The organism is Duganella fentianensis, assembly GCF_964031615.1.
GTDB classification, from domain to species: Bacteria; Pseudomonadota; Gammaproteobacteria; order Burkholderiales; family Burkholderiaceae_D; genus Rugamonas; species Rugamonas fentianensis_A.
Genome location: NZ_CAXIQN010000006.1, coordinates 38,452 through 64,425, shown reverse-complemented (window position 1 = coordinate 64,425; position 25,974 = coordinate 38,452). Strand labels below are relative to the sequence as shown.

17 protein-coding genes are annotated in these 25,974 nt (G+C 61.0%); 11 read left to right on the top strand and 6 right to left on the bottom strand.

Annotated elements, in window-relative coordinates; genetic code table 11:
• Window positions 1-163: 163 nt before the first annotated feature.
• A complete protein-coding gene (locus ABNT42_RS03665) occupies window positions 164-826 on the top strand; it encodes a glutathione S-transferase family protein (protein WP_348694159.1) in 663 nt (220 codons plus the stop codon).
• A 6-nt stretch (window positions 827-832) separates the two neighbouring features.
• Here the strand turns inward: ABNT42_RS03665 and ABNT42_RS03660 are convergent, their stop codons facing one another.
• From ABNT42_RS03660 to ABNT42_RS03635, 6 genes are read right to left on the bottom strand one after another with little or no spacing between them, the layout of a single operon-like run.
• Complete coding sequence (locus tag ABNT42_RS03660; protein WP_348694157.1) at window positions 833-2,695, bottom strand: MFS transporter; 1,863 nt, start codon at window positions 2,693-2,695, stop codon at window positions 833-835.
• Between the two features lie 38 nt (window positions 2,696-2,733).
• Window positions 2,734-3,879 (bottom strand): N-acetylglucosamine-6-phosphate deacetylase, encoded by a 1,146-nt coding sequence (nagA, locus tag ABNT42_RS03655; RefSeq protein WP_348694155.1) that lies wholly within the window; start codon window positions 3,877-3,879, stop codon window positions 2,734-2,736.
• Between the two features lie 4 nt (window positions 3,880-3,883).
• A complete protein-coding gene (locus ABNT42_RS03650; RefSeq protein ID WP_348694152.1) occupies window positions 3,884-4,651 on the bottom strand; it encodes a DeoR family transcriptional regulator in 768 nt (255 codons plus the stop codon).
• A gap of 32 nt (window positions 4,652-4,683) precedes the next feature.
• On the bottom strand, window positions 4,684-5,985 hold the full coding sequence (locus tag ABNT42_RS03645) for a D-tagatose-bisphosphate aldolase, class II, non-catalytic subunit (RefSeq protein ID WP_348694149.1): 1,302 nt from the start codon (window positions 5,983-5,985) through the stop codon (window positions 4,684-4,686).
• Window positions 5,986-6,018: 33 nt separating this feature from the next.
• A complete protein-coding gene (locus tag ABNT42_RS03640) occupies window positions 6,019-6,960 on the bottom strand; it encodes an ROK family protein (RefSeq protein WP_348694145.1) in 942 nt (313 codons plus the stop codon).
• Entirely contained in the window at window positions 6,947-8,083 is a 1,137-nt protein-coding gene (locus ABNT42_RS03635; RefSeq protein WP_348694143.1) for an SIS domain-containing protein, read from the bottom strand. Before ABNT42_RS03635 ends, ABNT42_RS03640 begins: the two co-directional genes overlap by 14 nt.
• A gap of 270 nt (window positions 8,084-8,353) precedes the next feature.
• Here ABNT42_RS03635 and ABNT42_RS03630 point away from each other — a divergent pair, with 270 nt between their 5' ends.
• From ABNT42_RS03630 to carB, 10 genes are all read left to right on the top strand, one after another.
• Window positions 8,354-11,710, top strand: coding sequence for a TIM-barrel domain-containing protein (locus ABNT42_RS03630; RefSeq protein ID WP_348694140.1), 3,357 nt, complete (start codon window positions 8,354-8,356; stop codon window positions 11,708-11,710).
• 101 nt (window positions 11,711-11,811) lie between these two features.
• Entirely contained in the window at window positions 11,812-14,793 is a 2,982-nt protein-coding gene (locus ABNT42_RS03625; RefSeq protein ID WP_348694137.1) for a TonB-dependent receptor, read from the top strand.
• 77 nt (window positions 14,794-14,870) lie between these two features.
• Window positions 14,871-16,172, top strand: a complete 1,302-nt coding sequence (locus ABNT42_RS03620) for a DUF5077 domain-containing protein (protein WP_348694134.1) — start codon at window positions 14,871-14,873, stop codon at window positions 16,170-16,172.
• A 22-nt stretch (window positions 16,173-16,194) separates the two neighbouring features.
• Window positions 16,195-17,490 carry a DUF5077 domain-containing protein gene (locus ABNT42_RS03615; protein WP_348694131.1) on the top strand — a complete coding sequence of 432 codons (1,296 nt, stop codon included), beginning with the start codon at window positions 16,195-16,197 and terminating at the stop codon, window positions 17,488-17,490.
• Between the two features lie 17 nt (window positions 17,491-17,507).
• The gene (locus ABNT42_RS03610; RefSeq protein WP_348694128.1) at window positions 17,508-18,869 is read left to right on the top strand and encodes a Gfo/Idh/MocA family oxidoreductase; all 1,362 of its coding nucleotides are present in this window, start codon (window positions 17,508-17,510) and stop codon (window positions 18,867-18,869) included.
• Between the two features lie 81 nt (window positions 18,870-18,950).
• A complete protein-coding gene (locus ABNT42_RS03605) occupies window positions 18,951-19,874 on the top strand; it encodes a patatin-like phospholipase family protein (protein ID WP_348694125.1) in 924 nt (307 codons plus the stop codon).
• Between the two features lie 43 nt (window positions 19,875-19,917).
• A complete protein-coding gene (locus ABNT42_RS03600; RefSeq protein ID WP_348694123.1) occupies window positions 19,918-20,328 on the top strand; it encodes a heme-binding protein in 411 nt (136 codons plus the stop codon).
• Window positions 20,329-20,505: 177 nt separating this feature from the next.
• Complete coding sequence (locus tag ABNT42_RS03595; protein WP_348694120.1) at window positions 20,506-21,198, top strand: LamG-like jellyroll fold domain-containing protein; 693 nt, start codon at window positions 20,506-20,508, stop codon at window positions 21,196-21,198.
• A gap of 258 nt (window positions 21,199-21,456) precedes the next feature.
• Window positions 21,457-22,620, top strand: coding sequence for a glutamine-hydrolyzing carbamoyl-phosphate synthase small subunit (carA, locus tag ABNT42_RS03590; protein WP_348694117.1), 1,164 nt, complete (start codon window positions 21,457-21,459; stop codon window positions 22,618-22,620).
• Window positions 22,621-25,851 (top strand): carbamoyl-phosphate synthase large subunit, encoded by a 3,231-nt coding sequence (gene carB, locus ABNT42_RS03585; RefSeq protein ID WP_348694114.1) that lies wholly within the window; start codon window positions 22,621-22,623, stop codon window positions 25,849-25,851.
• The last annotated feature ends 123 nt before the right edge of the window (window positions 25,852-25,974 follow it).

Sequence of the window (25,974 nt, the reverse complement as noted above, 5' to 3'; positions counted from 1 at the left end):
TGGTGGGGAGTGGCTTTGCCCCGCCGGCGCGTTTTTGAATGGCCCGGCGCTGGAGCGAACGCAGTATTGCCGTTTTTATCAGACGCCACCAGCGCTCAGTCTGAAGTATCATGTGCCGCATATTCCGGTATCACGCGGTGATGCCTCACCTTCGGAGCTTTCCATGTCGCTCACGCTGTATTACCACCCGCTAGCCTCGTTCTGCCACAAGGTGCTGATCGCGCTGTATGAAAACCAGACGGCGTTCGAGCGCCGCATCATCAATCTCGGTGAACCGGCCGATCGCGCCGAGCTAGAAGCCATCTGGCCGCTGTGCCGCTTTCCTGTGCTGCGCGACCATGCGCGCAAGGTGGATGTGCCGGAAACCAGCATTATCATCGAATATCTGGACCGGCACTATCCGGGCGCGCGGCCATTGCTGCCGACCGATCTGGATGTGGCGCTCGATGTACGGCTATGGGATCGCTTCTTCGATCATTATGTGCAGGAGCCCATGCAGTCCATCGTGCTGGCGCGTCTGAACGATATCCAGTGCGACCTGACCAGCGACCGCACTAAGCTCAAGACCGCCTACAAGATGATAGAGAAGCGCATGGAAGCGCGCGAGTGGATGTGTGGCGCCAGCTTTTCACTAGCCGATTGCGCTGCTGCACCCGCGCTGTTCTATGCCGCTACCGTGCTGCCTTTCCCCGAGGAGTACGACGCGCTGACGACCTATTTCGACCGGCTCATGGCGCGGCCATCGGTGCGACGGGTACTGGAAGAGGCCAAGCCCTACTTCCATATGTACCCGTTCTATGACGACATTCCCGAGCGTTTCCTGTAGCAGCGGCTATTTGCCGGCGAAGTGGGCTTCGATTTCTTCCAGCGTCTTGCCGCGCGTTTCAGGCAGCAGCAGGGCGGCCGTGAGGAAGTACAGCAGCGAGCAGCCGGCGCCGTAGAAGAACAGGGTGGCGTAGCCGTACTGTCCCACCGTTGGCAGGAATACGGCGGCAATCGAAGTCGAGACAAACTGGTTGATCAGCAGGGCAATGCTCATGCCGTTCGAGCGTATGCGGTTGGGCATCAGTTCGGACAGTGCCAGCCACACGCACACCCCGGGACCGACGGCAAAGCTGGCCACGAACAGGCACATGGCCAGTGCCACCTGCCAGCCATGGCTGGTCGATGGCAGCGGTGACAGGTGGGCTTGTTCTATCCGCAGCGGCGCACTGGCGGCATCGGCCGGATCGGCAAACGGATTCAGATGCAGGCGGCGGAAGAAGGCGCCGATCACGCTGTCTGCCTGCACGGTCTCGGCACGGCTCAGACGCAGCACGGGTAGCGCCGGATCGTCGCTGCGCAGGCTTTGCACATTGGTGAACGGGCCATAGGAATAGGCCAGCGTCAGTTGCTGGACTGGCGCGGCAGCAACGGTGCCGGTTGCCGCAGCGTTGCCAGCATGGGTGTCAGTTTGAGCATCGGCACCCAGCGCCTGCAGCGTAGCGCTATCCAGTTGTATGCTCAGGCTATCGCCCTGCACGCGCGCCTGCAGCACACTGGCCACATCGCGCTGATTACCTTCGGCACTGCGGAACAGCAGACCGGCCGACAGCAGCGCCAGCACGATACCGCCCGTGCCCAGCATCAGCAGGAATTTGCGGCCCTTGCGATCCACCAGCGCGACGGCGACGACCGTCATCACGGCGTTCAGTACCTTCAGTCCCACATCGGCCATATTGGCCGTAGCGCCGGGCAGGCCGGCCTGATTCAGAATCGTGACGACGTAGGCCAGTATCGAATTGATGCCGGTGGCCTGCGTCAGCGCCAGTACCAGACAGGCCAGCAGGAAGGGCAATACATAGCGGCGGCTCAGTAGCGGTTCGCTGGCATGCTGGCTATCGGCAGTTTCCGGCGCCAGTGCCTGCTCGATGTCGCGCAGTTCGGCCTGTGCTTCGGCCGCTGGGCGAGTGCGCAGCAGGGCCTGATGTGCCTGTGCCAGATCGCCACGGCGTGCCAGCCAGCGCGGCGATTCGGCCAGCAGCAGGCTGCCTAGCGTGAAGATCAGACCCGGCGTCAGGCAGAACCAGAAGATGCTGCGCCATGCGTGATCGCGGGCGGCAAACAGGGCCTCGGCCCGGGCTTCGGGCGCCAGTGCCTGTGCTGCCGTGCTGACGGCTTCCACGCTCTGCGCCTGATACAGTCCGATCAGCGCGGCAGCGACCAGACCGATGGTAAGCAACAGCTGGAACAGCGCAGCGCCACGGCCACGCTGGCGCGCATGCAGGCACTCGGCCAGATACAGCGGCACCACCACACCGATCAGACCACCGCTGATGCCTTGCAGCAGACGGCCCAGCAGCAGCGGAGTGTAGCCATCGGCCAGCGCAATCAGCGGAATACTCAGCGTGAACAGGGCGCCGGCCAGTACCATGGCCCAGCGCCGTCCGATCAGATCGGCCAGCGCACCGGCGAACAGCGAAGACAGCACGGAGCCCAGTAGCACGGCGGCCACGATGAAGCTCAGTTGCTGCGCGCTCAAATGCCATGCTACCGACGCCGTGGCTTCCAGATACGGCAGCGCGCCAGCAATGATGCCGACGTCGATGCCGTATAGCAGACCGCCCATACCGGCGATGAATAGCAGATAGCGCATGGCGCGCGCAGTGGATTTCAACTCGGTGGGCGTTACTGCGCTAGGCTCGGTGACGTGCATCGGTGCTCCGGTTCGGGTTGGGGGGGGACGTGTTGAGTTCAGTTGGTCTTCAGGTCGATGGCTTCGCCTTCGACGTAGACGGCTACTGGCTGCAGGTCGGCATCGAGCACCACCAGATCAGCCCATGCGCCAGTCTGCAAACGGCCTCGCTCGGTTTCACCCAGATAGTCGGCGGGATACAGCGAAAGACGATTGGAAGCGTCGGCCAGTGCCAGTCCCATGCCGACAAAATTACGCAGCGCCTGATCCATGGTGAGGACAGAACCGGCCAGCGATCCTGTCGCGAGCCGCACGCAGCCCATACATTTGTAGACGCGCTGGCTACCGAGGCCGTATTCGCCATCGGGCATGCCGGTGGCGGCGGTGGCATCTGTTACGCCGTACAGGCGCGGAATCGCACGCAGGGCGGCACGGATGGCGCCTTCGTGTACGTGCTGCAGATCGGGAATCACTTCGGCATACTCGGCATGGGCCAGCGCCGCACCGACGATGCCGGGCTGGCGGTGCTGTAGCGCCGTCATGCCGTTGAACAGGTGCGTAAAACCGGCGGCGCCGGCCTGCAGAGCAGCCACACCGTCTTCATAACTGCCGTTGCTATGGCCAAGCTGGACGCGGATGCCCAGGTCTTTTAACTGGGGGATTAATTGCAGGTGCTGGGCCACTTCGGTGGCCAGCGTCATGGCGCGGATAGGCGCGATGGCGTGATAGCTGCGTACCAGCTCAAGGCTGCCTTCCACCACTGCGTCGGCCGGCTGGGCGCCTAGCCGGTGGATGCTGAGGAAGGGGCCTTCCAGATGCACACCCAGCATGCGCGCGGCACCGGCCGGACGCTGGGCGATGGATGGCGCCAGACCATTGAGGGCGCGGCGGATCGAATTGTCGGTGGCCGTCATGGTGGTGCCCAGCATGGCCGTGGTGCCATGGCGCGCATGGGCGCGCGCGACGGTGACGCCGGCATCGCCGCCCTGCATGATGTCGACACCCGCAGCGCCGTGCACATGGAGGTCGATAAAACCGGGCAGGATGGTCAGTTCGCCGCCAGCGCTGGCGGCTGCGTCGTCAGCTGCAGCGCTATCGGCTTCGATGGCCCCGATGCGCTGGCCGAACGTCAGGCTGCCTTTGATCCAGCCCTGAGGGGTGAGAATATTACCGCTTACTTTACCGCTAGGTTTATCGGAAAACACGTGCTTAGTCCGCAATCAGAAGTTCGATACCGGCTGCCAGCAGGCCTTCGCGATATTCGTCGCTGATGCTGGCATCCGTAATGACAGTGTCGACCCGATCCAGCTGCACGATGCGGTGCAGGCTGACGCGGCCGAATTTGGAGGCATCCGTGAGGACGATGATTTTCTTGGCGCGTTCCACCATCTTGTGATTCAGGCTCGCTTCAGCTTCGTGGTGGGTGGTGACGCCAAACTGCAGATCGAAACCATCCACGCCGAGGAATAGTTTGTCGAAGCTATAGGCCTGCAGGCAGGCTTCGGCCTGACTGCCCTGTACCGACAGCGACTGCTTGCGCAGCAGGCCGCCCGTCAGGATCAGATCCACGCCCGGCGCCTGCGCCAGTTCCCATGCAATGTTGAGGCCATTGGTCAGTACCGTGACGTTTTCCGCGTCGTGCAGGTGGCGCGCCAGCGAGATGGTGGTGGTGCCGGAATCGATGATGATGTTATCGCCGGCCTGCACCATGCGCGCCGCGCAGGCGCCGATGCGCTCTTTCTGTTCGTGGTTGAGCGCATCCTTCTGCGGTATGGTCTGTTCCGGTGGTGGCGTGCGGCTCAGGCGCGCGCCGCCATGGCTGCGCCGTGCCAGTCCCTGAGATTCCAGAGCACTGAGGTCGCTGCGGATGGTAACGGCAGAGACGCCCAGTTGCTCGACCAGTTCATTGACCTGCACGTTACCGTGTTCGGTCAGAGCTTGCAGGATGGCGGCGCGGCGTTGGCTGGTTTGTCGCATGATGTCGTGGCTAGTGCAGAAAAGGGTCGAGCTTAACAGATTGCGAGGTTGTGGTTGCAGGCGCGTGCATACGGCGCCAGCGACAGACCGATAGCGTGTTCCAGCAGCGCCTCGTAGCGGTTGACCAGCAGGCCATCGCGCACGGCTTCATACTGCTGCGGCAGGAACTGGGCGATCAGCATCAGCGGAATCTGCAGACCATCGAGATTGCGCTGCAACTGGCTGACGGCCGCCTGTACGCTGGCCTCGCCCCAGTAATAGCGGCAGCGGTCACTCAGGCCGTAACGGCGTAGCACGCGCTGTTCGCTGGCCGTACCCGGATAGTGCTTGAGCCACTGCTTGGGCGCTGCCAGCATGGCCTCGTCCAGCACCTGCATTAACTGCGAGCAGGCATCGGCAGGCAGTAGTTCGGCTTCGATCGCGCATAGTGCCTGCAGCGCGCCGCGCAGGGCAAAGGTGGCCGCCGGGCCTACTTTGAGAATCGCAAAGTGATCGCGCACCATGCGGTGCAGTGCCGTCTCGCGCTGGTAGTCGGTGGAGTGGGCTTCGAATACCAGGCCGGGCTGGCCGGCGATGAATTCGGACAGCGATTGCGCCGCCTCGGCATGATAGTGCTGGATCTGGCTGTGGTCGAAGTCCACGCCGGGCTGCACCACCATGGCGATCACGCGGCGCCATGCGCTGTGCAGATCGCGTTCGAAGAAGGCGACACGGTGTACGTCCAGCGTACGCGCGGCAGCCTTGGGCGCGGTGACTGCACCGGCCTGTGCCAGATTGGCTTCGCCGCCCGGTATCGGTACTTCGGTGCCGATCACATACACGGGCGGCGGCAGGCCGGCCTGCGCGGCGGCCGCTTCGGCTACCGCGCACAGACGTGCCGAGCGCGCGGCAATGATGTCGTCACTGAGGATGGCCGGATCATCGGCGCAGCGCATGCTGCAATCGAGGTGGATCTTGTGGAAGCCGGCCGCAGCATAGGCTGCGATCAGGGTTTCTGCGTGGTTCATGGCAGTGACCGCATCCAGCGTCTGCCACGCGTTTGGCCCCAGATGGTCGCCACCCAGTACCAGCCGCTCGAGCGGGAACTGCTGCGTGCTGGCCAGTTGCTGCACATAGTCGCGGAACACGGCGGGCGTCATGCCGGTATAGCCGCCGAACTGGTCGACCTGATTCGAAGTAGCTTCGACCAGCAGGATGGTGTCGTAATGCAGTGCCACCTGCATGGCTGCGCGCAGCACGGCAGGGTGGCTACAGCACACGCTGTAGATGCCGGCGGCTTCGCCACGGCGGTGGGCGGCGATGATTTGCTGGACAGGGGAGAGTGGAGCGTTCATTTTCTTCACGGTTACTATCGGGGGTAAAGCTGATCAGGGATAAAGCTGGCGTGCCAGTAAGGCCGCACCGCGCGCGCCACCAGCATCACCGAAGGCGGGCGGCAGGATGGGCGGTACGATCACGCCGGTAAATAAGTGGCGCTTCACGGCAGCCGGTAATTGCTGATACAGATGGCTCATTTGCGATAGTCCGCCGCCCAGCACGATGGCGTGCGGGTCCAGCGTGATCACCAGCGTGGCCAGTGCATGCGCCAGCAGATCGAGATGCAGTGCCAAGGTCTGCTGCGCCAGCGCCGAACCGGCGGCAGCCTGCGCGGCGATGGCATGGGGCGGGGCGCCGTCGCCGCCCAGATGGCGGTGCAACTGGCTCATGCCGGGACCGGACACATAACGTTCCATGCAGCCGCTGCGGCCACAGGCGCAAGGCAGCACGGGAAGCTGGTAATGCTGCAGCAGGGCGGCTGGCAGTGGCCAGTGGCCCCATTCGCCGGCGATGCCGTTGGCACCGCGTAGCAATCGGCCGTTGACGCAATAACCGCCACCGGCGCCCGTGCCGATAATCGCGCCGAACATGCTCGGCAGCGCGTGCGCGGCGCCGCCATCGGCTTCGGACAGGGCGAAGCACTGACAGTCGTTGCCGATGACCAGCGGGCGTTGCAGGGCTTCCTGCAGTGCACTGGCGACTACGCGGCCATTCAGCGCGGGCACATTGGAACTGAGCTGGCGCCCGCTCAGCGTATCGACCACGCCGGGCAGGCCGATGCCGACGGCGGCGCGCATATCCAGCTCCACATCGGCGCGTGCTACCAGCGCCTGCATAGACTCGACGAATTCCGCAAAGTCGGTGCCGGGCGTGGGGATGCGCTCGCGGTGTACTTCGCGCAGACCCTGCTCGTCATCGAGAAAGGCCACCAGCTCGATCTTGGTGCCGCCGATATCGATGCCGTGGTAGCCGCGTATCTTAGAACGCATCATGACGGTAGATGGTCACGCCCTGTACCACACGGTTGACGGTGCCACTGGCGAAAGGATTATCGGGACGCAGCTGCAGACGGGCCGACTGGTGCAGCGCAAACTGCTGCGCCATCAGCAGCCACAGGGGCGCCAGCCATGCGTCAGCCCAGGCCGGCGCGTCGATGCCAAAATCGCCACCGCTGCCTATCGTCAGACAGCCCGCGGCAATCTGATCGCGCTGCAGTTCGGCCAGCAGATCGCCTTCGTAGCGGCGCGCTACCGGATCGGAGCTACGGAACATCAGCACCAGCGTTTCGCTGTTGACCATGGCTTTCGGGCCGTGGCGGAAACCCAGTGCGCTGTTGGCCACTGCCAGCACATCGCCCGCCGTCAGTTCGAGAATTTTCAGTGCGGCTTCCTTGGCCAGCGATTCCAGCGGGCCGCTGCCCAGATACACCACGCGTTTGACCGGTTTTGCGGCCAGTGCGGCCACTGGCGCCGACCAGCTGGCCAGTGCCTGCTCGCCCAGTTGCGCCAGCGTTTCGATCTGCGCCGTCTGGAAGTCTGGATCGAGCACGGACAGTGCGGCCAGCAGCATGCAGGTAAAGCTGCTGGTCATGGCGAATGCGCGGTCGCAACTGGCGGCCGGCATCAGCAGGTTGTAGGTGGCCTTATCCCCAGCGCCCTGTCTGGCCAGATCGCCTTCGGCATTGCAGGTGATATTCAGGAAGCGTGCGTGCGGCACCATGTCGCGCACCAACTGGACGGCGGCCGTGCTTTCCGGGCTGTTGCCACTGCGGGCAAACGAGATCACCAGCGTAGGGCGTTCGCGGCGCAGATACAGGGCCGGATGGGTCAGCAGGCTGGTGGTGGAAATGGCGCGTACCTGACAAGGCCAGGCCGCATTGATTTCATCGGCAATGATTTCGCCCGCGTAGGCCGAGCTGCCGGCGCCCGTGAGGATGATGCGGGCTTCGGGCGTGCTCAGTACGTCGCCCAGAAAATCGGCCAGTGCAGCACGCTGGCTATCGAGCAGGCGCGCAAGTTCGCGCCATAGGGCAGGTTGCTGGGCGATTTCTTCGGCAGTATCAAGGCCGCCTAGTTCGCGCCAGGCTTCGGTTGTGCGTTGGAATAGCGTAGTCATCGAAAGAATTCTCAGGTTAGGTGGGATAAAGAATAAAGTTTAATTTTCGTTTTGTCAAAGTCGAAAGTAAAACGAAAGCTAATTAGTAAAGTTGTTTCGCGTCAATGTGGACAAATTGCTACATATTCGAAAGTTGCATTTCCTTGTTTGATCGTAAACGAAAGATATGAACGATTAATTGAAAATTTTTCTTTTCTTTTCATTGACCGGCTTAGTTTTTATTTCTAGAGTAAATACATCGCAATACCGTATTTACGAATTTCTGACGACATGAAACAGATACTGCACCCTGCTGCGCACCGCAGCGCTCCCGTCGCCCGCCCCATGGCGCTGGCCATCGCCGCCGTGCTGGCTTTCGGTTCCGCCGCGCAGGCCGCACCTATCGGCAACCTGCGTTCCATCCAGCCTGCCAGCGGCGCGCAATGGCAGTTGCAGACCGATACCGGTGCGCAGATCGAACTGAGTCTGCCGCGCGCCGACGTGCTGCATATCTGGGCCGGCCCGAAAAAGACCGGCCTGACGGGGGCGGGCAATCAGGCTGCCCCCATCGTGGTAGCGCAGGCGGCAGACAAAGTCGATTACAGCATCAGCGAACAGCCTGACCATATTCTGATCCGTACCGCAGCGCTGACGCTGAAAGTGGAACGCAAGCCGCTGCGTTTCAGCCTGTTCCGCACGGGCGAAGCACAGCCACTGTGGCGCGAAGTGCAGCCGCTGGAACTGGGCGACAAGCAGAGCGTGCAGATACTTTCCAGCGACAAGGCCGAGCGTTTCTTTGGCGGCGGCCAGCAGAATGGTCGTTACGAATTCAAAGGCAAGCAATTACCCGTATCCTACTCCGGTGGCTGGGAAGAAGGCGATCGGCCTAGCCCGGCGCCATTTTTAATGAGTTCGCGCGGCTGGGGCATGCTGCGCAATACCTGGTCGGACGGGAATTACGATCTGCGCCAGAACGAGCAGATCGCGTTGGCCCATGACGAAGCGCGCTTCGATGCCTATTACTTCGTCGGCAAGGATGTGAAAGATGTACTGGCCCGCTACACCGAGTGGACGGGACGGGCGCGCATGCTGCCGCGCTGGGCGCTCGAATATGGCGACGCCGATTGCTACAACGATGGCGACAATGTGAAAAAGCCCGGCACCGTGCCGAAGGGCTGGAGTGATGGCCCCACCGGTACCACGCCGGATGTGATCGAAACGGTGGCGCGCAAATACCGCGAACACGATATGCCGGGCGGCTGGATACTGCCGAACGATGGCTATGGCTGCGGCTATACGGCGCTGCCGGAAACCGTGCAGGGACTGGCCAAGTATGGCTTCCGCACGGGGCTATGGACGGAAAACGGCGTCGAGAAAATGGCGTGGGAAGTGGGCACGGCCGGCACCCGCGTGCAGAAGCTGGACGTGGCGTGGACCGGCAAGGGCTATCAGTTCTCGCTCGACGCCAATAAATCGGCCTATGACGGCATACTGAATAATTCCGATGGCCGTCCTTTCATCTGGACCGTTATGGGCTGGGCGGGCACCCAGCGCTATGCCGTAACGTGGACGGGCGATCAGAGCGCCAGCTGGGACTATATCCGCTGGCATGTGCCGACCCTGATCGGTTCCGGTTTGTCGGGGCAGGCCTATGCCACCGGTGACGTGGACGCGATTTTTGGCGGCAGTCCGGAAACCTATACGCGCGACCTGCAGTGGAAGAGTTTTACGCCCGTGCTGATGGGGATGTCCGGCTGGGCCGCGGCGGAGCGCAAGCATCCGTGGTGGTTTGCCGAGCCGTATGTCAGCATCAACCGGCGCTATCTGAAGCTGAAGATGCGTCTGACGCCGTATATGTACACGCTGATGCACGAGGCCGAGCAGAGCGGCGCGCCGCTGGTACGTGGCCTGATGTGGGATTATGCCGATGATCCGGCCGCGCTGACGGAAGCCCATAAATACCAGTTCATGCTGGGACGTGATCTGCTGGTGGCACCGGTGTACCGCAGTCAGGCTGTCAGCGGCGGCTGGCGCCGTGCCATTCACCTGCCGCAAGGCCAGTGGTTCGATTACTGGGATGGTCGTCAGGCGACCGCTGATAAGGGCGGGCGCGATATCGATCTGGCTGTAACGCTGGACAAGCTGCCCGTGTTCGTGCGCGCCGGAGCGATACTGCCCATGTATCCGGAGATGCTGTATGACGGCGAGAAGCCGAAAGATGTGCTGACGCTGGACCTGTATCCGCAGGCTGGCAGCGCGACATCGGAATACACACTGTACGAAGACGATGGCAATACCCGCCGCTATCAGCAGGGCGCTTATAGCCAGCAGACCTTCCGTCTGCACAGCAGCGCCGATGGCTACCGCGTCGAACTGGCGCCGGTGGTGGGCAGCTATGAAGGCCAGCTGACGCAGCGCGCCTATGCGCTGCGCGTGCTGAGCCGCCAGCGTCCGGCCAGTGTCAGCAACGGCGACCGCCTGCTGGCAGCGCAGGCTGACCGTGCCGCCTTCGATGCGGCTAGCGAAGGCTGGTACTTCGATGCCGGCGATCGCCTCGGTACGCTGTATGTAAAGCTGGGCAAACAGGATATCCGCCAGCCGCTGCAAGTGAAGGTGCAGGCGCAGCAGGCTGCCCAGCCTGTGCTGGCCGACGATGCCTTCCCCGCTGCACCAGCCATGGGCCGTGCGATTCCCGCAGACGGCATGATGGTCCTGAATCGTCCTTCGGAAGAAGCGGGCAACCCGCTGGAAAATGCATTTGACGATAATCCGGCCAGCTGGTTCCGCACCACCCGCAGTCCGGCCGTGCAGGGCGGCCCGCATGAATGGGTGATCGGCTTTACCGAGCGCCGCCTGATCGACGGCATTGAACTGGCACCGCGCAATGACCAGCACTGGCAGCATGGCCAGATCCGCGACTATGAAGTCTACCTTGGTGATAACAACGGCGACTGGGGCGCGCCCGTCAAACGGGGGCAATTGAAACTGGCCGAAGGGCTTCAGAGCATCAGCTTCCCTGCCACGGCAGGGCGCTTGCTGCGCTTCCGCGTACTCAGTACCCACAACCCCGATGGTGATGGCGCGGCAGCGACCGATCCGATGGTGACGGCTGCGGCCACGCCGGTGGCGCGTGCCTATAACGCCGTGGTGGCCAGCGAAGTAGCGCCTATTGTGCTGTCGACTTTCCATGTGATGGGTTACCAGCCCAAGGAAGGGCCGGAGATTCAGCAATATCTGTCCGATCTGTCTATGCCGAAAAGCGTCAAGCGCGATCAGCCGCTGCAAGGCAAGGAGATGCGCATGAACGGCCTGTGGTTCCGCAAGGGGCTGGGTGTAGGCGCTAGCAGCCGCATCGATCTGCAACTGACGGGCAACTGGAATCTGCTGCGCGCCGACCTCGGTGTGGACGATAGCTGCCGCAGCGCCGGTGGCCTGCAGTTCCAGATCTGGACGGGCGAACGCCTGCTGTACGACAGTGGCCTGATTAGCGCGCCCGCTGTCGTCAAGCCGGAGATCGATGTGCGCGGGCTGACCCAGCTTAGCCTGCGTACGCTGGGTGCACAGGGCAGCAAGCCGGCGCAAGTCTGCGGCAACTGGGCCAATGCGGCCCTGATCGGCACCGAGGGAAGTACCGTCCGGCCACGCTGATCTAATCCGATTTTTTTCACAAGTAGGAACCCCTCCACGGACCGGGGAGGGGTAGTTGCATCTTGACGTTTCACGACACCACGCAATACAGGGAGATAAAAATGCAGATAAAAAAACTGGTAGCGGCAATGATGGCAGTAGGACTGGCATCTGGCGCACTGGCAGCCGACGAGCAGGAAGAGCAGAAGCAGCAGAAGCAGAACAAGGATGAAAAGATCACGCGGGTGGAGATTACCGGCTCCAGCCTGAAACGCATCAACGCCGAAACCGCCTCGCCGGTGCAGGTGGTCGACGCCAAGCAGATCGAGAACATGGGCGCCCGCACGCTGCTGCAGGTGCTCGACAACCTGCCCGCTGCGCGTCCTTCGCAGCAGGATTTCCGTTCCATGTTCACGGGTTCGGACGGCGCCTCGCAGGCTAACCTGCGCGGCCTCGGTGCGCAGGGCACGCTGGTGCTGCTGAACGGTCGTCGTCTGTCGTTCTATGGCGCACCGGCTGGCTTCCAGACCATGTTCGTCAACATCGATGCGATTCCCGCTGCCGCCATCGAGCGCATGGAGATCCTGACTGACGGCGCCTCCGCTGTGTATGGTTCCGATGCCGTGGCCGGTGTGATCAACGTGATTACCAAGAAGAACTACCAGGGTCTGGAACTGCGCGCCAATGGCGACTTCTCGCCTAGCGTGAAGTCTTATGGCGAGCGTCAGGGTAGCCTGATCTATGGTCTGGGTGACCTGAATAACGACGGCTACAACGTCTATGGTTCGATCAACGTGTATCAGCGCGACCGGATTGCGCTGGAAGATACTTATCTGAAGCGTCCGGCCGGCTTCTATGAAAACAATCCTACTTTCGTGCCGGGCTTCCGCGTCGGCGTGGGGAGCGAGCCGGGCGTGGTCAATCCCGGCACTTTCTTCGTATTCGACAAAGCTGCCAACAATGCCCGTACCCAGCGCGCCGTCAAAGGCTGCAACACTTCGATTACGGAAGCGTCGGGCACGCGCTGCGTGTGGAACTCGCTGCCGTACGCGCTCGATACTGGTCCGACCTCGGACCGTGCTACCGGCTACCTGAATGGCCGCATTAAACTGGGCGGCGATCTGGAAGCGTTTGCCGAAACCGCCTACACCCACATCAAGCTGCGTGGCGAAAACGGCCCGCGTAGTTTCAACAGCGGCAGCACCAGCAACTGGTTCTCGCGTAACACGGGCACCAATCTGAATACCTTTGTCACGCCATATCTGGGGCCGAATAACGTCTATCTGAAAGGCAAGCTGGATGCCGACATGGCCGCCAAGATGGGTGGCGCGGCTGGTTTGAACTATCTGCTGACGGATGCGGTTGGCCACTTCGGCCAGACCAATATCGATAATAGCTACCGTGCGCTGGCCGGTCTGCGCGGCAGCTTTGCCAATGGCTGGGACTTTGAAACGGCGCTCAGCGTGGCGGGCAGCCATTCGACGCTGTACCAGACTATCAACATCAACACCAAAGGCTTTGAAGCAGCGTTTGGCCCGTTCACCAAAGATCCGGTCAGCGGCCGTACCTATATTGCCGACAATCCGGCCTACAAATTTGGCGAAATTAGCGACGCCAATGCCGCACTGCTGCGCGCTGCCTATCCGACCTTCGATATTCAATCGTGGACCAAGCTGATTACGTGGGATGGCAAGGTGGAAGGCACGGTCGCCAAGATCGGCGAGCGCGAAGTGCGTGCTGCCGTGGGTGCCAGCTTGATGCGCGAGAGCTTCTACACCCCCGGTAATGCTGACGCGGCCAATGGTCTGATCACCCAGCAGGGTGGCTCGTGGTTCGATGGCCAGCGCAATATCGCTGCCGTATTTGGCGAGGTAGTGGTGCCGGTAACGGACACGCTGGAAATCAATGCGGCGGCACGTCTGGATAAATACCCTAACTTTGCTGCCAATCTGGCGCCCAAGCTGGGCGTGCAGTGGCGCGCTATGCCGCAAGTGCTGGTACGCGGCACCTACTCGGAAGGCTTCCGTGCGCCGAATCTGGCCGAATCCGGCAGCGGCGGTGTGTTTGCGCAGGTGGGCGGCATCCGCGATACGGTACGTTGCGACCAGACCAATGCCATGGCCAATCTGCTTAAAAAATCGGTGGTGCCGACCGACGTCGAACTGGGCAAGACTCTGCTCAACTCCAACTGCTCGACCACCGTGGGTGGCCTGACCCCGCCGAATCCTGATCTGCATCCGGAAAAGGCCAAGATCTCCACGGCCGGTCTGGTACTGCAGCCGGCCAAGGATGTCAGCGTGTCGATCGACTACTGGTTCGCCTACCGCCGCAACGAGATCGTGCGTCAGGACTTCAACGAACTGTTCACCCAGCTGGTGGAGAAGTTCGGTCCGACGCTGGCCGGCACCTCGGCAGCAATCCGTAATCCGATCAGCGATGCCGACCGTGGCAACATGGCCGCCGTGGCCACCATGTGCAAGAACCCCGCCAATGCGGCTGCTTGTGCCGGCACGCTGCCGACCTACACCGTGGGTAATATCGGTGGTCTGATCAACTCCTATTCCAACCGTGGCCGCACCCTGATCGACGGTATCGATCTGGATGCACGTACCCGCTTCAATCTGGGTGCCTACGGCAAGCTGAATACGGGCGTTTCCACCACCTTCCGCCGGCGCGAAACCTATAACAGCGACGACGGCAGCGGCTTCGGTGGTAACAACGTGGGCTACTACGATTCGCCACGCATGCGCGCTACCTTCAACGCTGACTGGTCGTACCGCGATTTCGTCACCAGCCTGTTCGTGAACTACACGGGCAAGACCAAGTGGGCTTACGGCCCATGGGATACCGACAACGCGCCGGGTACCTGCAGCGCTGCCGGTGTGCAGATGCCAAGCGAACTGTGTGATGGCGCACCGTCCTACACCACCGTCAATCTGGGCCTGAACTGGAAGCCGATGAAGAACCTCGATCTGGGTCTGAACATCAAGAACCTGTTCAACAAGCAGCCTTACTACGATCCGAACGGCTGGGAAGGCTACAACCATAGCCAGAATCTGTTCGGCCGTCAGTACGCATTCTCGCTGAACTACAAGTTCTTCTGATCGCGTCTGGGGGAGGGCAGGCCCGCGCTGCTGGCGGGTCTGCCTGTCCGACGCTACAACTATAAGAGGAGGCCAAGATGCAACGACGTAGTTTTTTGTATTCCGCTCTGATGTTACTGACTGCCTGTGGTGGCGATCTGGCCAGCACGGGCGAACAGCGTGCCGTGCAGGGCGCTGCGGCTGCACCCGTGCCCGTGGCTGTTACGTCCACAGTGGCGCTGGCCGGTAATGCGTTTATCACCACGGCGGCACGGCGCGGTGAAGAAGAAATCGGCGATGGTGGCCTTGCTAACTGGAGTAGCTCCGCTGCGATTACCAGCGTGTACTTCCATGTGGCGTCGGCAGGTGCCGTAACGCTGGAGCTGGATGCCAGTCTGGCCGGCAGCAAGAAAAGCAGTATCCGCGTCACGGCGAACAATACGCCGTTCACCGTCAATCTGGCTGGTAGCGCGAGCAAGACCTATGCGGTCGGCGTCATCAATGTGGCCGCACCCGGCTATGTCCGGGTCGATCTGCAGGGCATCAGCAAGGACGGTGGCTATTTCGGCGACGTGTCGGCACTCAAGGTAACCAGTACGGCCAAGGTGAGCTACGCTAACGATGCTGCCAACTATTACTGGTCGCGCCGTGGGCCTTCCGTGCACATGACCTATACCACGCCAGCCAATACCGAATACTTCTATAACGAAGTGACGGTGCCGGTGGGGCAGGACCCTATCGGTTCCTACTACATGGCCAACGGCTTCGATGGCGGCTATTTCGGCATGCAGGTGAAATCGGCAGCTGAGCGCTGGATCCTGTTCTCCGTGTGGGACGCCGATAATGGCGAGCACACCACGCTGGTCAGCAAAGGCGCGGGCGTGGTCGATAACGGTTTTGGCGGCGAAGGCACGGGTGGCCAGAGCTATCTGGTGTACAACTGGATAGCGGGGAATACCTACCGCTTCATCACGCAAGCGCGGCCAGATGGTGCTGGTGGCACCAATTTCTCGGCGTGGTTCTTCGCACCGGAGACGGGTAGCTGGCTCTATATCGCGACCTGGAACCGTCCCGCTACGGTGACTAACCTGACCGGTAACTACTCCTTCCTCGAGAACTTCGAAGATACCAAAGGCTATCTGGGACGGCGCGTACAGTTCGGGAACCAGTGGGCGCGCAATACCGCCGGTGCGTGGACGGAAGTGCGCACGGCGCGTTTCAGTGGCGATGACACGGCCAGCAACGCCCAGCGTCTGGACTATGCGGGTGGACTGGATAGCGGCCGCTTCTATCTGCGCAATGGTGGTTTTGTGGCGGGCGATGTAGCGCTCAATCAGGACTTTGTACGTCGCGCAACAGGGCAGCAGCCAGTGGTCGATGTGGATAGACTGCCGCGCTAATTTTTGGAGTAGAGTCCTGTTAATGAATGAGGTGATGATGCCGGATTTACGATCTTTCTCTATCGTTTTGCTTTGGTTGGGCAGCTGTGCGCTAGCGCAGGCTGCGACGCCTGCCAGCAAGACCAGCACGACCGGTACGACTAGCACCACCGTGGCGCTGGCGGGCAATGCCTTTGTCGTACAGGCGCCGGAAGGCGCGCAGGAAAGCATAGAAGCGCAGGGGCTGACGCACTGGAACCATCCTGCAGCCGTCATCAGCACCTATTTCCGCATGCAGCAGGCCGGCACGCTGGATCTGGCGCTGGACGCTCGCCTGCGCGGTAGTAAGCGCAGCACCATCCGGGTCAGCGTGAACGGCCAGCCCCACACCGTGGCGCTGGCCGGTAGTGCCAGCCGTAGTTATGCGGTGGGCAGCATCGCCGTGGCTGCCCCCGGCTATGTGCGCGTCGATCTGCAGGGCGTCAGCAAGGATGGCAGTTCCTTCGGCGAGGTTCGTGCGCTGAAGGTCAGCACGGCCAGTCCGCTCAGCTATGCCGGCGATGCCCAGAACTATTACTGGTCGCGCCGAGGCCCCTCGGTGCACCTGAATTACAGCACGCCGGAGGCCACCGAGTACTTCTACAACGAGATGACTATCCCTGCCGGCGAGGACAAGCTGGGTTCCTACTTCATGGCCAACGGCTTCAGAGGTGGTTATTTCGGCATACAGGTCAACGCACCCACCGAGCGCTGGATATTGTTCTCGGTGTGGGATGCTCAGAACGGCGAGCGGACCACGCTGGTGCGCAAAGGCGAGGGCGTGGTAGACAACACCTTTGGCGGCGAAGGTACGGGTGGGCAGAGCTATCTGGTATTTAACTGGAAGGCTGGCACCACCTACCGCTTCATCACCCGCGGCCATCCGGATGGCCATGGTGCCACGCTGTATTCGGCATGGTTCTATGCGCCGGAGCTGGGACGCTGGCGCTTCATCGCCACATGGAAGCGGCCAGCCACCATCAGCTATCTGGCCGGTAACCATTCCTTCCTCGAGAATTTTGAGGATACGCTGGGCTACACGGAGCGCCGTGTGTTGTATGGCAATCAGTGGGCGCGCGACAGTAGCGGTGTATGGAGCGAAGTCACCAGTGCAAAGCTGACCGGCGATATGACGGCCCGTAAGGCGCAGCGCATGGACTATGCGGGTGGACTGGAGGCGGGCCGCTTCTATCTGCGCAATGGCGGATTCTTTAACGATTATGTAGAACTGGACCAGAGCTTTACCCGTCCTGCTGCCGGCCAGTTGCCGCAAGTGGACGTGTCTAGCCTGCCGCAATGATATTTTGAGGGAGTAGCATGAAATCTGTATTCAATCGACGTGAGTTTCTGGCGGCCGGTGCCGCGCTGGCCGGTAGTCTGCTGCTGCCGAGTGCTTATGCAGCGGTGCGTCCGCGTGTACGGCTAGGCATGATAGGTACGGGCATGCGCGGGCAGGTGCTGCTGCAGGAACTGCTGCGCCGTGATGATGTAGAAGTGGTGGCGCTGTGCGATATCGAACCTATTATGCTGGGCAAGGCGCTCAAGCAGGTAGAGAAGTTCGGCAAGGCGCGGCCGCAGACCTTTGGCGAAGACCGCGACCCGCAAGCCTACAAGCGCATGCTCGATGCGGGCAAGCTCGATGGCGTGATCATTGCCACGCCCTGGGAATGGCACGCGCCGATGGCGATAGCAGCCATGCAGGCCAAGGTGCCGGTGGGTTGCGAAGTGGTGGCCGGTATCACCCTGCAGGATCACTGGGATGTGCTGAACACCCAGCTGAAGACGGGCACGCCGTATATGCTACTGGAGAATGTCTGCTACCGGCGCGATGTGATGGCTGTGCTGCAGATGGTGCGCGCCGGTGTGTTCGGCGAACTGGTGCACCTGCAGGGCGGCTACCAGCACGATCTGCGCGCTGTGAAGTTCAATAACGGCGATCCCGCCAAGCCGTATGGCAGCGGCGTGGAATTCGGCAGCAAGGGCTGGTCCGAGGCGCGCTGGCGCACCGAGCATTCCGTGCAGCGTAACGGCGAGCTGTATCCTAGCCACGGCATCGGCCCGTGCGCGATGTACACCAACATCAATCGCGGTAACCGCTTCACCCGCATCAATACGTTTGCCAGCAAGGCGCGCGGCCTGCATGACTACATCGTCAAGCAGGGCGGGGCGGAGCACCCGAATGCCGGTGTGAAGTTCAAGCTGGGCGATGTGGTGACCACCACGCTGTCCTGCGAGAATGGCGAAACCATCCTGCTGCAGCACGATACTTCGCTGCCGCGCCCGTATTCGCTGGGCTTCCGCGTGCAGGGTACGGACGGGCTGTGGATGGATGTGAACCATGCCATCCATATCGAAGGCAAGAGCAAACCGCACCAGTGGGACGATTTCCAGCAGTGGCAGGATCGTTACGAGCATCCGCTGTGGAAGAAGTACGCCAAGACGGCCGAAGGGGCAGGCCACGGCGGCATGGACTTCTTCGTGATCCATGCCTTCGTCGAAGCGCTCAAGGCCGAGGCGCCTATGCCTATCGATATCTACGATGCGGTGACGTGGAGCGCCATCACGCCGCTGTCGGAGCAGTCGATTGCGCAGAACTTCCAGACGCTGGACTTCCCGGACTTCACCGCAGGGCAGTGGAAGTCGCGCAAACCTATCTTTGCCTTGAATGATGGGTATTAATCTGCAGCACTGAAGGAATAAGGCAGGCGGTGTACAATCTGGGCGCTTGAATTTAACTCAACGTTCCATCCAACCCCGTCCATGTTCGCACGCCGCCTCGCCCTCCTGACTCTCGCCTCGCTGACTGCCGCCACCCTGATCGGCTGCAAAACCACGCCAGTGGCAGAAACCCCTGTACTGCAGCCGCCCGTAGCGGAGCCGCTGCCACCCAAGAAAGTCCGTATCGGTCTGGCGCTGGGCGGCGGTGCCGCGCGCGGCTTTGCCCACATCGGCGTGATCAAGGCGCTGGAAGCGCAGGGCATCCATCCCGATGTAGTGGTAGGGACGAGTGCCGGCAGTGTCGTCGGTGCGATGTACGCGGCCGGTAATACCGGCTTCCAGTTGCAGAAGATGGCACTGGAAATGGATGAAGCCTCGATTTCCGACTGGGCGCTGCCCCTGTTCCGCAAGAGCACCGGTGTGCTCAAAGGCGAGGCGCTGCAAGCCTACGTCAACAAGGCAGTCAACAACCAGCCCATGGAAAAGCTGAAGATACCGTTCGGTGCGGTAGCGGCTGATCTGAAAGATGGACAGCCTATCCTGTTCCAGCGCGGTAATACCGGCATGGCCGTGCGTGCCTCGTCCGCTGTGCCGGGCGTGTTCCAGCCTGTGACCATCAATGGCCGCACCTATGTGGATGGTGGTCTGGTGGCGCCGGTGCCGGTGCGCTTCACGCGTGATATGGGCGCGGATTTTGTCATTGCGGTGAATATTTCCACGCAGGCCGACGTGCAGGCCACCGTCAGCTCGCTCGATGTGATTATGCAGACCTTCAGTATCATGGGCCAGCGCATCAACCAGTATGAACTCAAGGATGCCGATATCGTCATCGTGCCGGCACTGGGCAAAATGGCCAGCAACGACTTCGCCGGCCGCAATCAGGCTATTCTCGCCGGCGAGCAGGCCGCTGCGCAGGTAATGGCGCAGATCAAACAGAAACTGGAAGCGAAGCGCCGCCCTCAATAAGGCAGCGCTGCGCGATTACTCACTCCCTGAAAGAGGAAGCATCATGCAAAGCAAACCATATTTGTCGCTCGCCGACGTGAAGAAGATCGCTGCCGCCGCTGAAGCGGAAGCCGTGGCCAATAACTGGCCGGTGGTGATCGCCATCGTCGACGACGGCGGCCATCTGCTGTGGTTGCAGCGTCAGGATGGCGCCGCGCCGCTGTCGTCGCACATTGCGCCGGCCAAGGCGCGCGTCTCGGCACTGGGTCGCCGCGAGTCGAAGATCTATGAAGACATGATCAACAACGGCCGCACTTCCTTCCTGAGCGCTCCAGCACCGCAGACCGACGGCATGCTGGAAGGCGGCGTGCCTATCGTGGTCGATGGCCATGTGATCGGCGCGGTGGGCGTATCGGGCGTGAAATCGGCCGAAGACGCGCAGATCGCCAAAGCCGGTATCGCCGCACTGGGCTAAGCGTTTCGCCCGGTCGCCAGATCAAGCCGCCCGGCTCAGTCCTGGCGGCTTTTGTCTTTCTGGCGCTACTGGCGTAGTACTTCCAGTTGTATTTGCGCTGAGTCGGATGCTAATTCATTGACAACAATGCATTCCTTGATAATACTTTCGTAATGTTTTTACCATCAAGGATGCAGCATGAACAAAATTAAGGCACTGGCTTGTGCAGCCATGCTGGCATTGGGCGGCAGCGCTGCTGCGGCCAATCACCTCTACACCTTTAATGGAACCTATGCCGATGCACTGGGCGGTGCCGACATGGTGGGCGGGGGCGGTACGCTGGGGGCGACTAGCTATACTTTCGGCATCAACGAAGGACTGTCGCTGGGCGAGCAACTGGGGAGTGTCTACACCATCGATATGGTGATGACCTTCGATACGCACAGCGGCTGGCAGAAGATTATCGATTTCAAGGATCGCACTTCGGACAGCGGCTTGTATACCAGTGATGGTAACTGGAACTTCTATCGCACCTTGCTCTCGGCGCCAGCGCCAGCGGACGGTGTGGCAGCACGCGTGACGCTGACCCGCGATGCAGGCAGCCTGGTATCGCTCTATGTGAACGGTGCGCTGACTGGTACTTTCCTCGATAGCGGCAACATCGCTACCTTCGAAGGCAAGGGCGCTTTCTTCTTTATGGATGATATGACCAATGCTCGGCCGGAAGCAGCGGCGGGCAATGTTGATTATATTGCTACCTTTGACCGCGCACTGACGGCGAGTGAAGTGGCGGCCGGGGTTTCGCCGGTGCCGGAACCGGCTAGCGGCGCCATGCTGGCGGCCGGTCTGGGGATGCTGGCGCTGGTGCGCCGCCGTACTCGCAAGGCCTGATCCGGCCACAGCGTGCAGTGTTTATTGCCCGGCACGGGAGACCGTGACCGGGCTTTCGGCGCAAAAAACTCCCGCCACGCCATTGCCAAGCAGGGTAGATTTGGTTATAATTCAAAGGTTTAGCCAATCTCACATCTACCGTAGCGACTACCACTCATCCATCTTCAATCTGACTATCCTTTCCAGCCTGAGATGGCTGAGATAGCACGACGGTCGTCTGACGTGGCGCAGCTACGGTAACTTTATCAGGAGTTGCCCTTGCCGCCATTTTTTTCTGGCCCCACCGTTCCAGCCATACTGGCCCTCGCTGACGGAACTATCTTCAAAGGTTTTTCGATCGGCGCTGCCGGCCACACTACCGGTGAAGTGGTCTTCAATACTTCCATGACGGGTTATCAGGAAATCCTGACCGATCCATCGTATAGCCGCCAGATGGTCACGCTGACCTATCCCCACATCGGCAACTACGGCATCAATCCTGAAGACGTCGAATCCTCCAAAGTTCATGCCGCTGGCCTGATCATCCGTGACCTGCCACTGGTAGCCTCGAATTTCCGCTCCACCCAGACCCTGTCCGAATACCTGAAGGCCGAGAACATCGTTGCCATCGCCGGTATCGACACCCGTAAGTTGACCCGTATTCTGCGCGAGAAGGGTGCCCAGTCCGGCGCCATCCTCGTGGGTACGCAAGGTAACGAGCCGTCGGAATCGCAGGCACTGGATCTGGCCCGTTCCTTCCCCGGCCTGTCCGGCATGGATCTGGCCAAAGTGGTGACCGTGCAGTCGACCTACGAATTTACCGAAACCGAATGGGCACTGGGCGAAGGCTACGGCAAACTGGCCGATCCTAAGTTCCACGTGGTGGCCTACGACTTCGGCGTCAAGCGCAACATCCTGCGCATGCTGACCTCGCGCGGCTGTAAAGTCACCGTGGTGCCAGCCCAGACCAGTGCAGCCGACGTGCTGGCGCTGAATCCGGATGGCGTGTTCCTGTCGAATGGTCCTGGCGACCCGCAGCCTTGCGATTACGCGATCGCTGCCGCCAAGGTGTTCATGGAGAAGAAGATTCCCCTGTTCGGCATCTGCCTCGGTCACCAGATCATGGGTCTGGCCTCCGGCGCCACCACCCTGAAAATGAAGTTCGGCCACCACGGCGCCAACCATCCGGTACAGGATCTGGACAGCAAAAAAGTCATGATCACGTCCCAGAACCACGGTTTCGCGGTGGACCCTAACACCCTGCCAGCCAACTGCCGCGTCACCCACGTGTCGCTGTTCGACGGTTCGCTGCAAGGCTTCGCCCGCACCGATACGCCAGCGTTCTGCTTCCAGGGTCACCCTGAAGCATCGCCCGGCCCGACTGACGTCGCTTACCTGTTTGACCGCTTCATCGGCCTGATGGAAGCTACGGAGAAAAAATAAATGCCAAAACGTTCTGATATTAAAAGCATCCTGATTATTGGTGCCGGCCCGATCATCATCGGTCAGGCTTGCGAATTCGACTATTCCGGCGCACAGGCCTGCAAGGCTCTGCGCGAAGAAGGTTACAAAGTCATTCTGGTCAACAGCAACCCTGCGACCATCATGACCGATCCGGAAATGGCCGACGTGACCTACATCGAGCCGATTACGTGGCAGGTGGTCGAGAAGATCATCGCCAAGGAAAAACCGGACGCGATTCTGCCGACCATGGGCGGCCAGACCGCGCTGAACTGCGCGCTCGACCTGCACCGCAACGGCGTGCTGGACAAGTACAAGGTAGAGCTGATCGGCGCCACGCCGGAAGCCATCGACAAGGCCGAAGACCGCGCCAAGTTCAAGGACGCCATGACCAAGATCGGTCTGGGTTCGGCCCGTTCCGGCATCGCCCACTCGATGGACGAAGCCTGGGCGGTGCAGCGCGATGTGGGCTTCCCGACCATCATCCGTCCATCCTTCACCATGGGCGGTAGCGGCGGCGGTATCGCCTACAACGAAGAAGAATTCGAAGCCATCTGCAAACGCGGTCTGGAAGCTTCGCCAACCAACGAGCTGCTGATCGAAGAATCGCTGCTGGGCTGGAAAGAGTACGAGATGGAAGTGGTGCGCGACAAGGCGGACAACTGCATCATCATCTGCTCGATCGAAAATCTGGACCCGATGGGTGTGCACACGGGTGACTCGATCACCGTGGCGCCAGCCCAGACGCTGACCGACAAGGAATACCAGATCATGCGTAACGCCTCGCTGGCGGTACTGCGCGAAATCGGTGTGGACACGGGCGGCTCGAACGTGCAGTTCTCGATCAATCCGAAAGACGGCCGCATGATCGTCATCGAGATGAACCCGCGCGTATCGCGTTCCTCGGCACTGGCCTCGAAAGCCACCGGCTTCCCGATCGCCAAAGTGGCAGCCAAGCTGGCCGTGGGCTTCACGCTGGACGAACTGCGCAACGAGATCACCGGCGGTGCCACCCCGGCCTCGTTCGAGCCTTCGATCGACTACGTCGTGACCAAGATCCCGCGCTTCACCTTCGAGAAGTTCCCGACTGCCGACCACCACCTGACCACCCAGATGAAATCCGTGGGCGAAGTGATGGCGATCGGCCGCACCTTCCAGGAATCGTTCCAGAAAGCCCTGCGCGGTCTGGAAGTGGGCGTGGATGGTCTGAACGAAAAAACCAAAGACCGCGAGAAGATCGAAGAGGAACTGGGCGAGCCAGGTCCTGAGCGTATCTGGTACGTGGGCGACGCGTTCGCCCAAGGCTTCACGCTGGAAGAAGTGCACCAGCTGACCAAGATCGATCCGTGGTTCCTGATCCAGATTAAAGAGATCGTCGATCTGGAACTGTGGATGGACACCCAGAAGCTGGAACAGCTGGACAAGAACACCCTGTACAAGCTGAAACAGAAGGGCTTCTCGGACCGTCGTCTGGCCTTCCTGCTGCAGACCACGCAGGCTGCCGTGCGCGCCCGTCGCCATGAGCTGAACATCCGTCCGGTCTACAAGCGCGTCGATACCTGTGCGGCAGAATTCGCCACCAACACGGCGTATATGTACTCGACCTACGATGAAGAGTGCGAATCGAATCCGACCGATAAGAAGAAGATCATGGTGCTGGGCGGTGGCCCTAACCGTATCGGTCAGGGTATCGAGTTCGACTACTGCTGCGTCCACGCGGCACTGGCGATGCGCGAAGATGGCTATGAAACCATCATGGTCAACTGCAACCCGGAAACCGTATCGACCGACTACGACACTTCCGACCGTCTGTACTTCGAATCGCTGACGCTGGAAGACGTGCTGGAAATCGTCGAACTGGAAAAACCGCTGGGCGTGATCGTCCAGTACGGCGGCCAGACCCCGTTGAAACTGGCGCTGGATCTGGAAAAGAACGGCGTGCCTATCATCGGTACTTCGCCAGACATGATCGACGCTGCGGAAGACCGCGAGCGCTTCCAGCAACTGCTGCACAAACTGGATCTGCGTCAGCCGCCTAACCGTACCGCCCGTACCGAAGCCGACGCGCTGGCACTGGCACAGGAAATCGGCTACCCGCTGGTGGTGCGTCCTTCCTATGTGCTGGGCGGCCGTGCGATGGAAATCGTGCACGAGCAGCGCGATCTGGAACGCTACATGCGCGAAGCTGTGAAGGTGTCGCATGATTCGCCAGTGCTGCTGGACCGCTTCCTGAACGACGCTATCGAGTGCGACGTGGACTGCATCAGCGACGGTGAAACCACCTTCATCGGTGGCGTGATGGAACACATCGAACAGGCTGGCGTGCACTCGGGCGACTCGGCCTGCTCGTTGCCACCGTACTCGCTGGCGCAAGCTACCATCGACGAACTGAAACGCCAGACCGCGCTGATGGCCAAAGGCCTCAACGTGGTAGGTCTGATGAACGTGCAGTTCGCGATCCAGAAGCAGGAAATCAACGGCGCGCTGCAGGATGTAGTGTATGTGCTGGAAGTGAATCCGCGTGCTTCGCGTACCGTGCCTTACGTGTCCAAAGCGACCGGCCTGCAACTGGCCAAGATTGCAGCACGCTGCATGGTTGGCCAGACGCTGGCACAGCAAGGCATTACGCAGGAAGTAGTACCGCCTTACTACAGCGTCAAAGAAGCCGTGTTCCCGTTCGTGAAATTCCCTGGCGTGGATACCATTCTGGGCCCAGAGATGAAATCGACCGGTGAAGTGATGGGCGTGGGTAAAACCTTCGGTGAAGCCTTCGTCAAATCGCAGCTGGGTGCCGGCATCAAGCTGCCGAAGTCGGGCAAGGTATTCCTGTCGGTGAAATCGTCGGACAAGCCGCGCGCCGTGAAAGTGGCCCGTGATCTGGTGGAAATCGGCTTCACGCTGGTAGCGACCAAAGGTACGGCTGCCGTGATCGCCGCTGCCGGTATTCCTGTCACTCCGGTCAACAAGGTGGTGGAAGGCCGTCCGCACGTGGTCGATATGATCAAAAACCACGAAATCGTGCTCGTGATCAATACGGTGGAAGAGAAGCGCAGCGCCATTACGGACTCGCGCGCCATCCGTACCTCGTCGCTGGCCTCGCGCGTGACCACCTATACCACCATCGCCGGTGCCGAAGCGGCGGTGGAAGGTATCCGTCATCTGGATCAGTTGCAAGTGTACGATTTACAAGGGCTGCATAAAACCTTACACTAAGGTTCTTGAGTCAGCGTGGTGAGTCACCGCGCTGACGGCAAGCAGGACTTCCTAACCACAGAGCTCGCGCAGCAGGTAGGCGCGGCCTCTGTGGTTTTCCATTGTTACAACAGAGTAAATACA

What these genes read in the sequence shown, in the direction of transcription:
- carB (WP_348694114.1), top strand. Translation starts at nt 22,621, where the DNA reads ATGCCAAAACGTTCTGATATTAAAAGCATCCTGATTATTGGTGCCGGC.
- ABNT42_RS03650 (WP_348694152.1), bottom strand. Translation starts at nt 4,651, where the DNA reads ATGCGACAAACCAGCCAACGCCGCGCCGCCATCCTGCAAGCTCTGACC.
- ABNT42_RS03595 (WP_348694120.1), top strand. Translation starts at nt 20,506, where the DNA reads ATGAACAAAATTAAGGCACTGGCTTGTGCAGCCATGCTGGCATTGGGC.
- ABNT42_RS03620 (WP_348694134.1), top strand. Translation starts at nt 14,871, where the DNA reads ATGCAACGACGTAGTTTTTTGTATTCCGCTCTGATGTTACTGACTGCC.
- ABNT42_RS03610 (WP_348694128.1), top strand. Translation starts at nt 17,508, where the DNA reads ATGAAATCTGTATTCAATCGACGTGAGTTTCTGGCGGCCGGTGCCGCG.
- ABNT42_RS03640 (WP_348694145.1), bottom strand. Translation starts at nt 6,960, where the DNA reads ATGATGCGTTCTAAGATACGCGGCTACCACGGCATCGATATCGGCGGC.
- ABNT42_RS03630 (WP_348694140.1), top strand. Translation starts at nt 8,354, where the DNA reads ATGAAACAGATACTGCACCCTGCTGCGCACCGCAGCGCTCCCGTCGCC.
- ABNT42_RS03635 (WP_348694143.1), bottom strand. Translation starts at nt 8,083, where the DNA reads ATGACTACGCTATTCCAACGCACAACCGAAGCCTGGCGCGAACTAGGC.
- ABNT42_RS03625 (WP_348694137.1), top strand. Translation starts at nt 11,812, where the DNA reads ATGCAGATAAAAAAACTGGTAGCGGCAATGATGGCAGTAGGACTGGCA.
- ABNT42_RS03660 (WP_348694157.1), bottom strand. Translation starts at nt 2,695, where the DNA reads ATGCACGTCACCGAGCCTAGCGCAGTAACGCCCACCGAGTTGAAATCC.
- ABNT42_RS03645 (WP_348694149.1), bottom strand. Translation starts at nt 5,985, where the DNA reads ATGAACGCTCCACTCTCCCCTGTCCAGCAAATCATCGCCGCCCACCGC.
- ABNT42_RS03665 (WP_348694159.1), top strand. Translation starts at nt 164, where the DNA reads ATGTCGCTCACGCTGTATTACCACCCGCTAGCCTCGTTCTGCCACAAG.
- ABNT42_RS03600 (WP_348694123.1), top strand. Translation starts at nt 19,918, where the DNA reads ATGCAAAGCAAACCATATTTGTCGCTCGCCGACGTGAAGAAGATCGCT.
- ABNT42_RS03615 (WP_348694131.1), top strand. Translation starts at nt 16,195, where the DNA reads ATGAATGAGGTGATGATGCCGGATTTACGATCTTTCTCTATCGTTTTG.
- ABNT42_RS03605 (WP_348694125.1), top strand. Translation starts at nt 18,951, where the DNA reads ATGTTCGCACGCCGCCTCGCCCTCCTGACTCTCGCCTCGCTGACTGCC.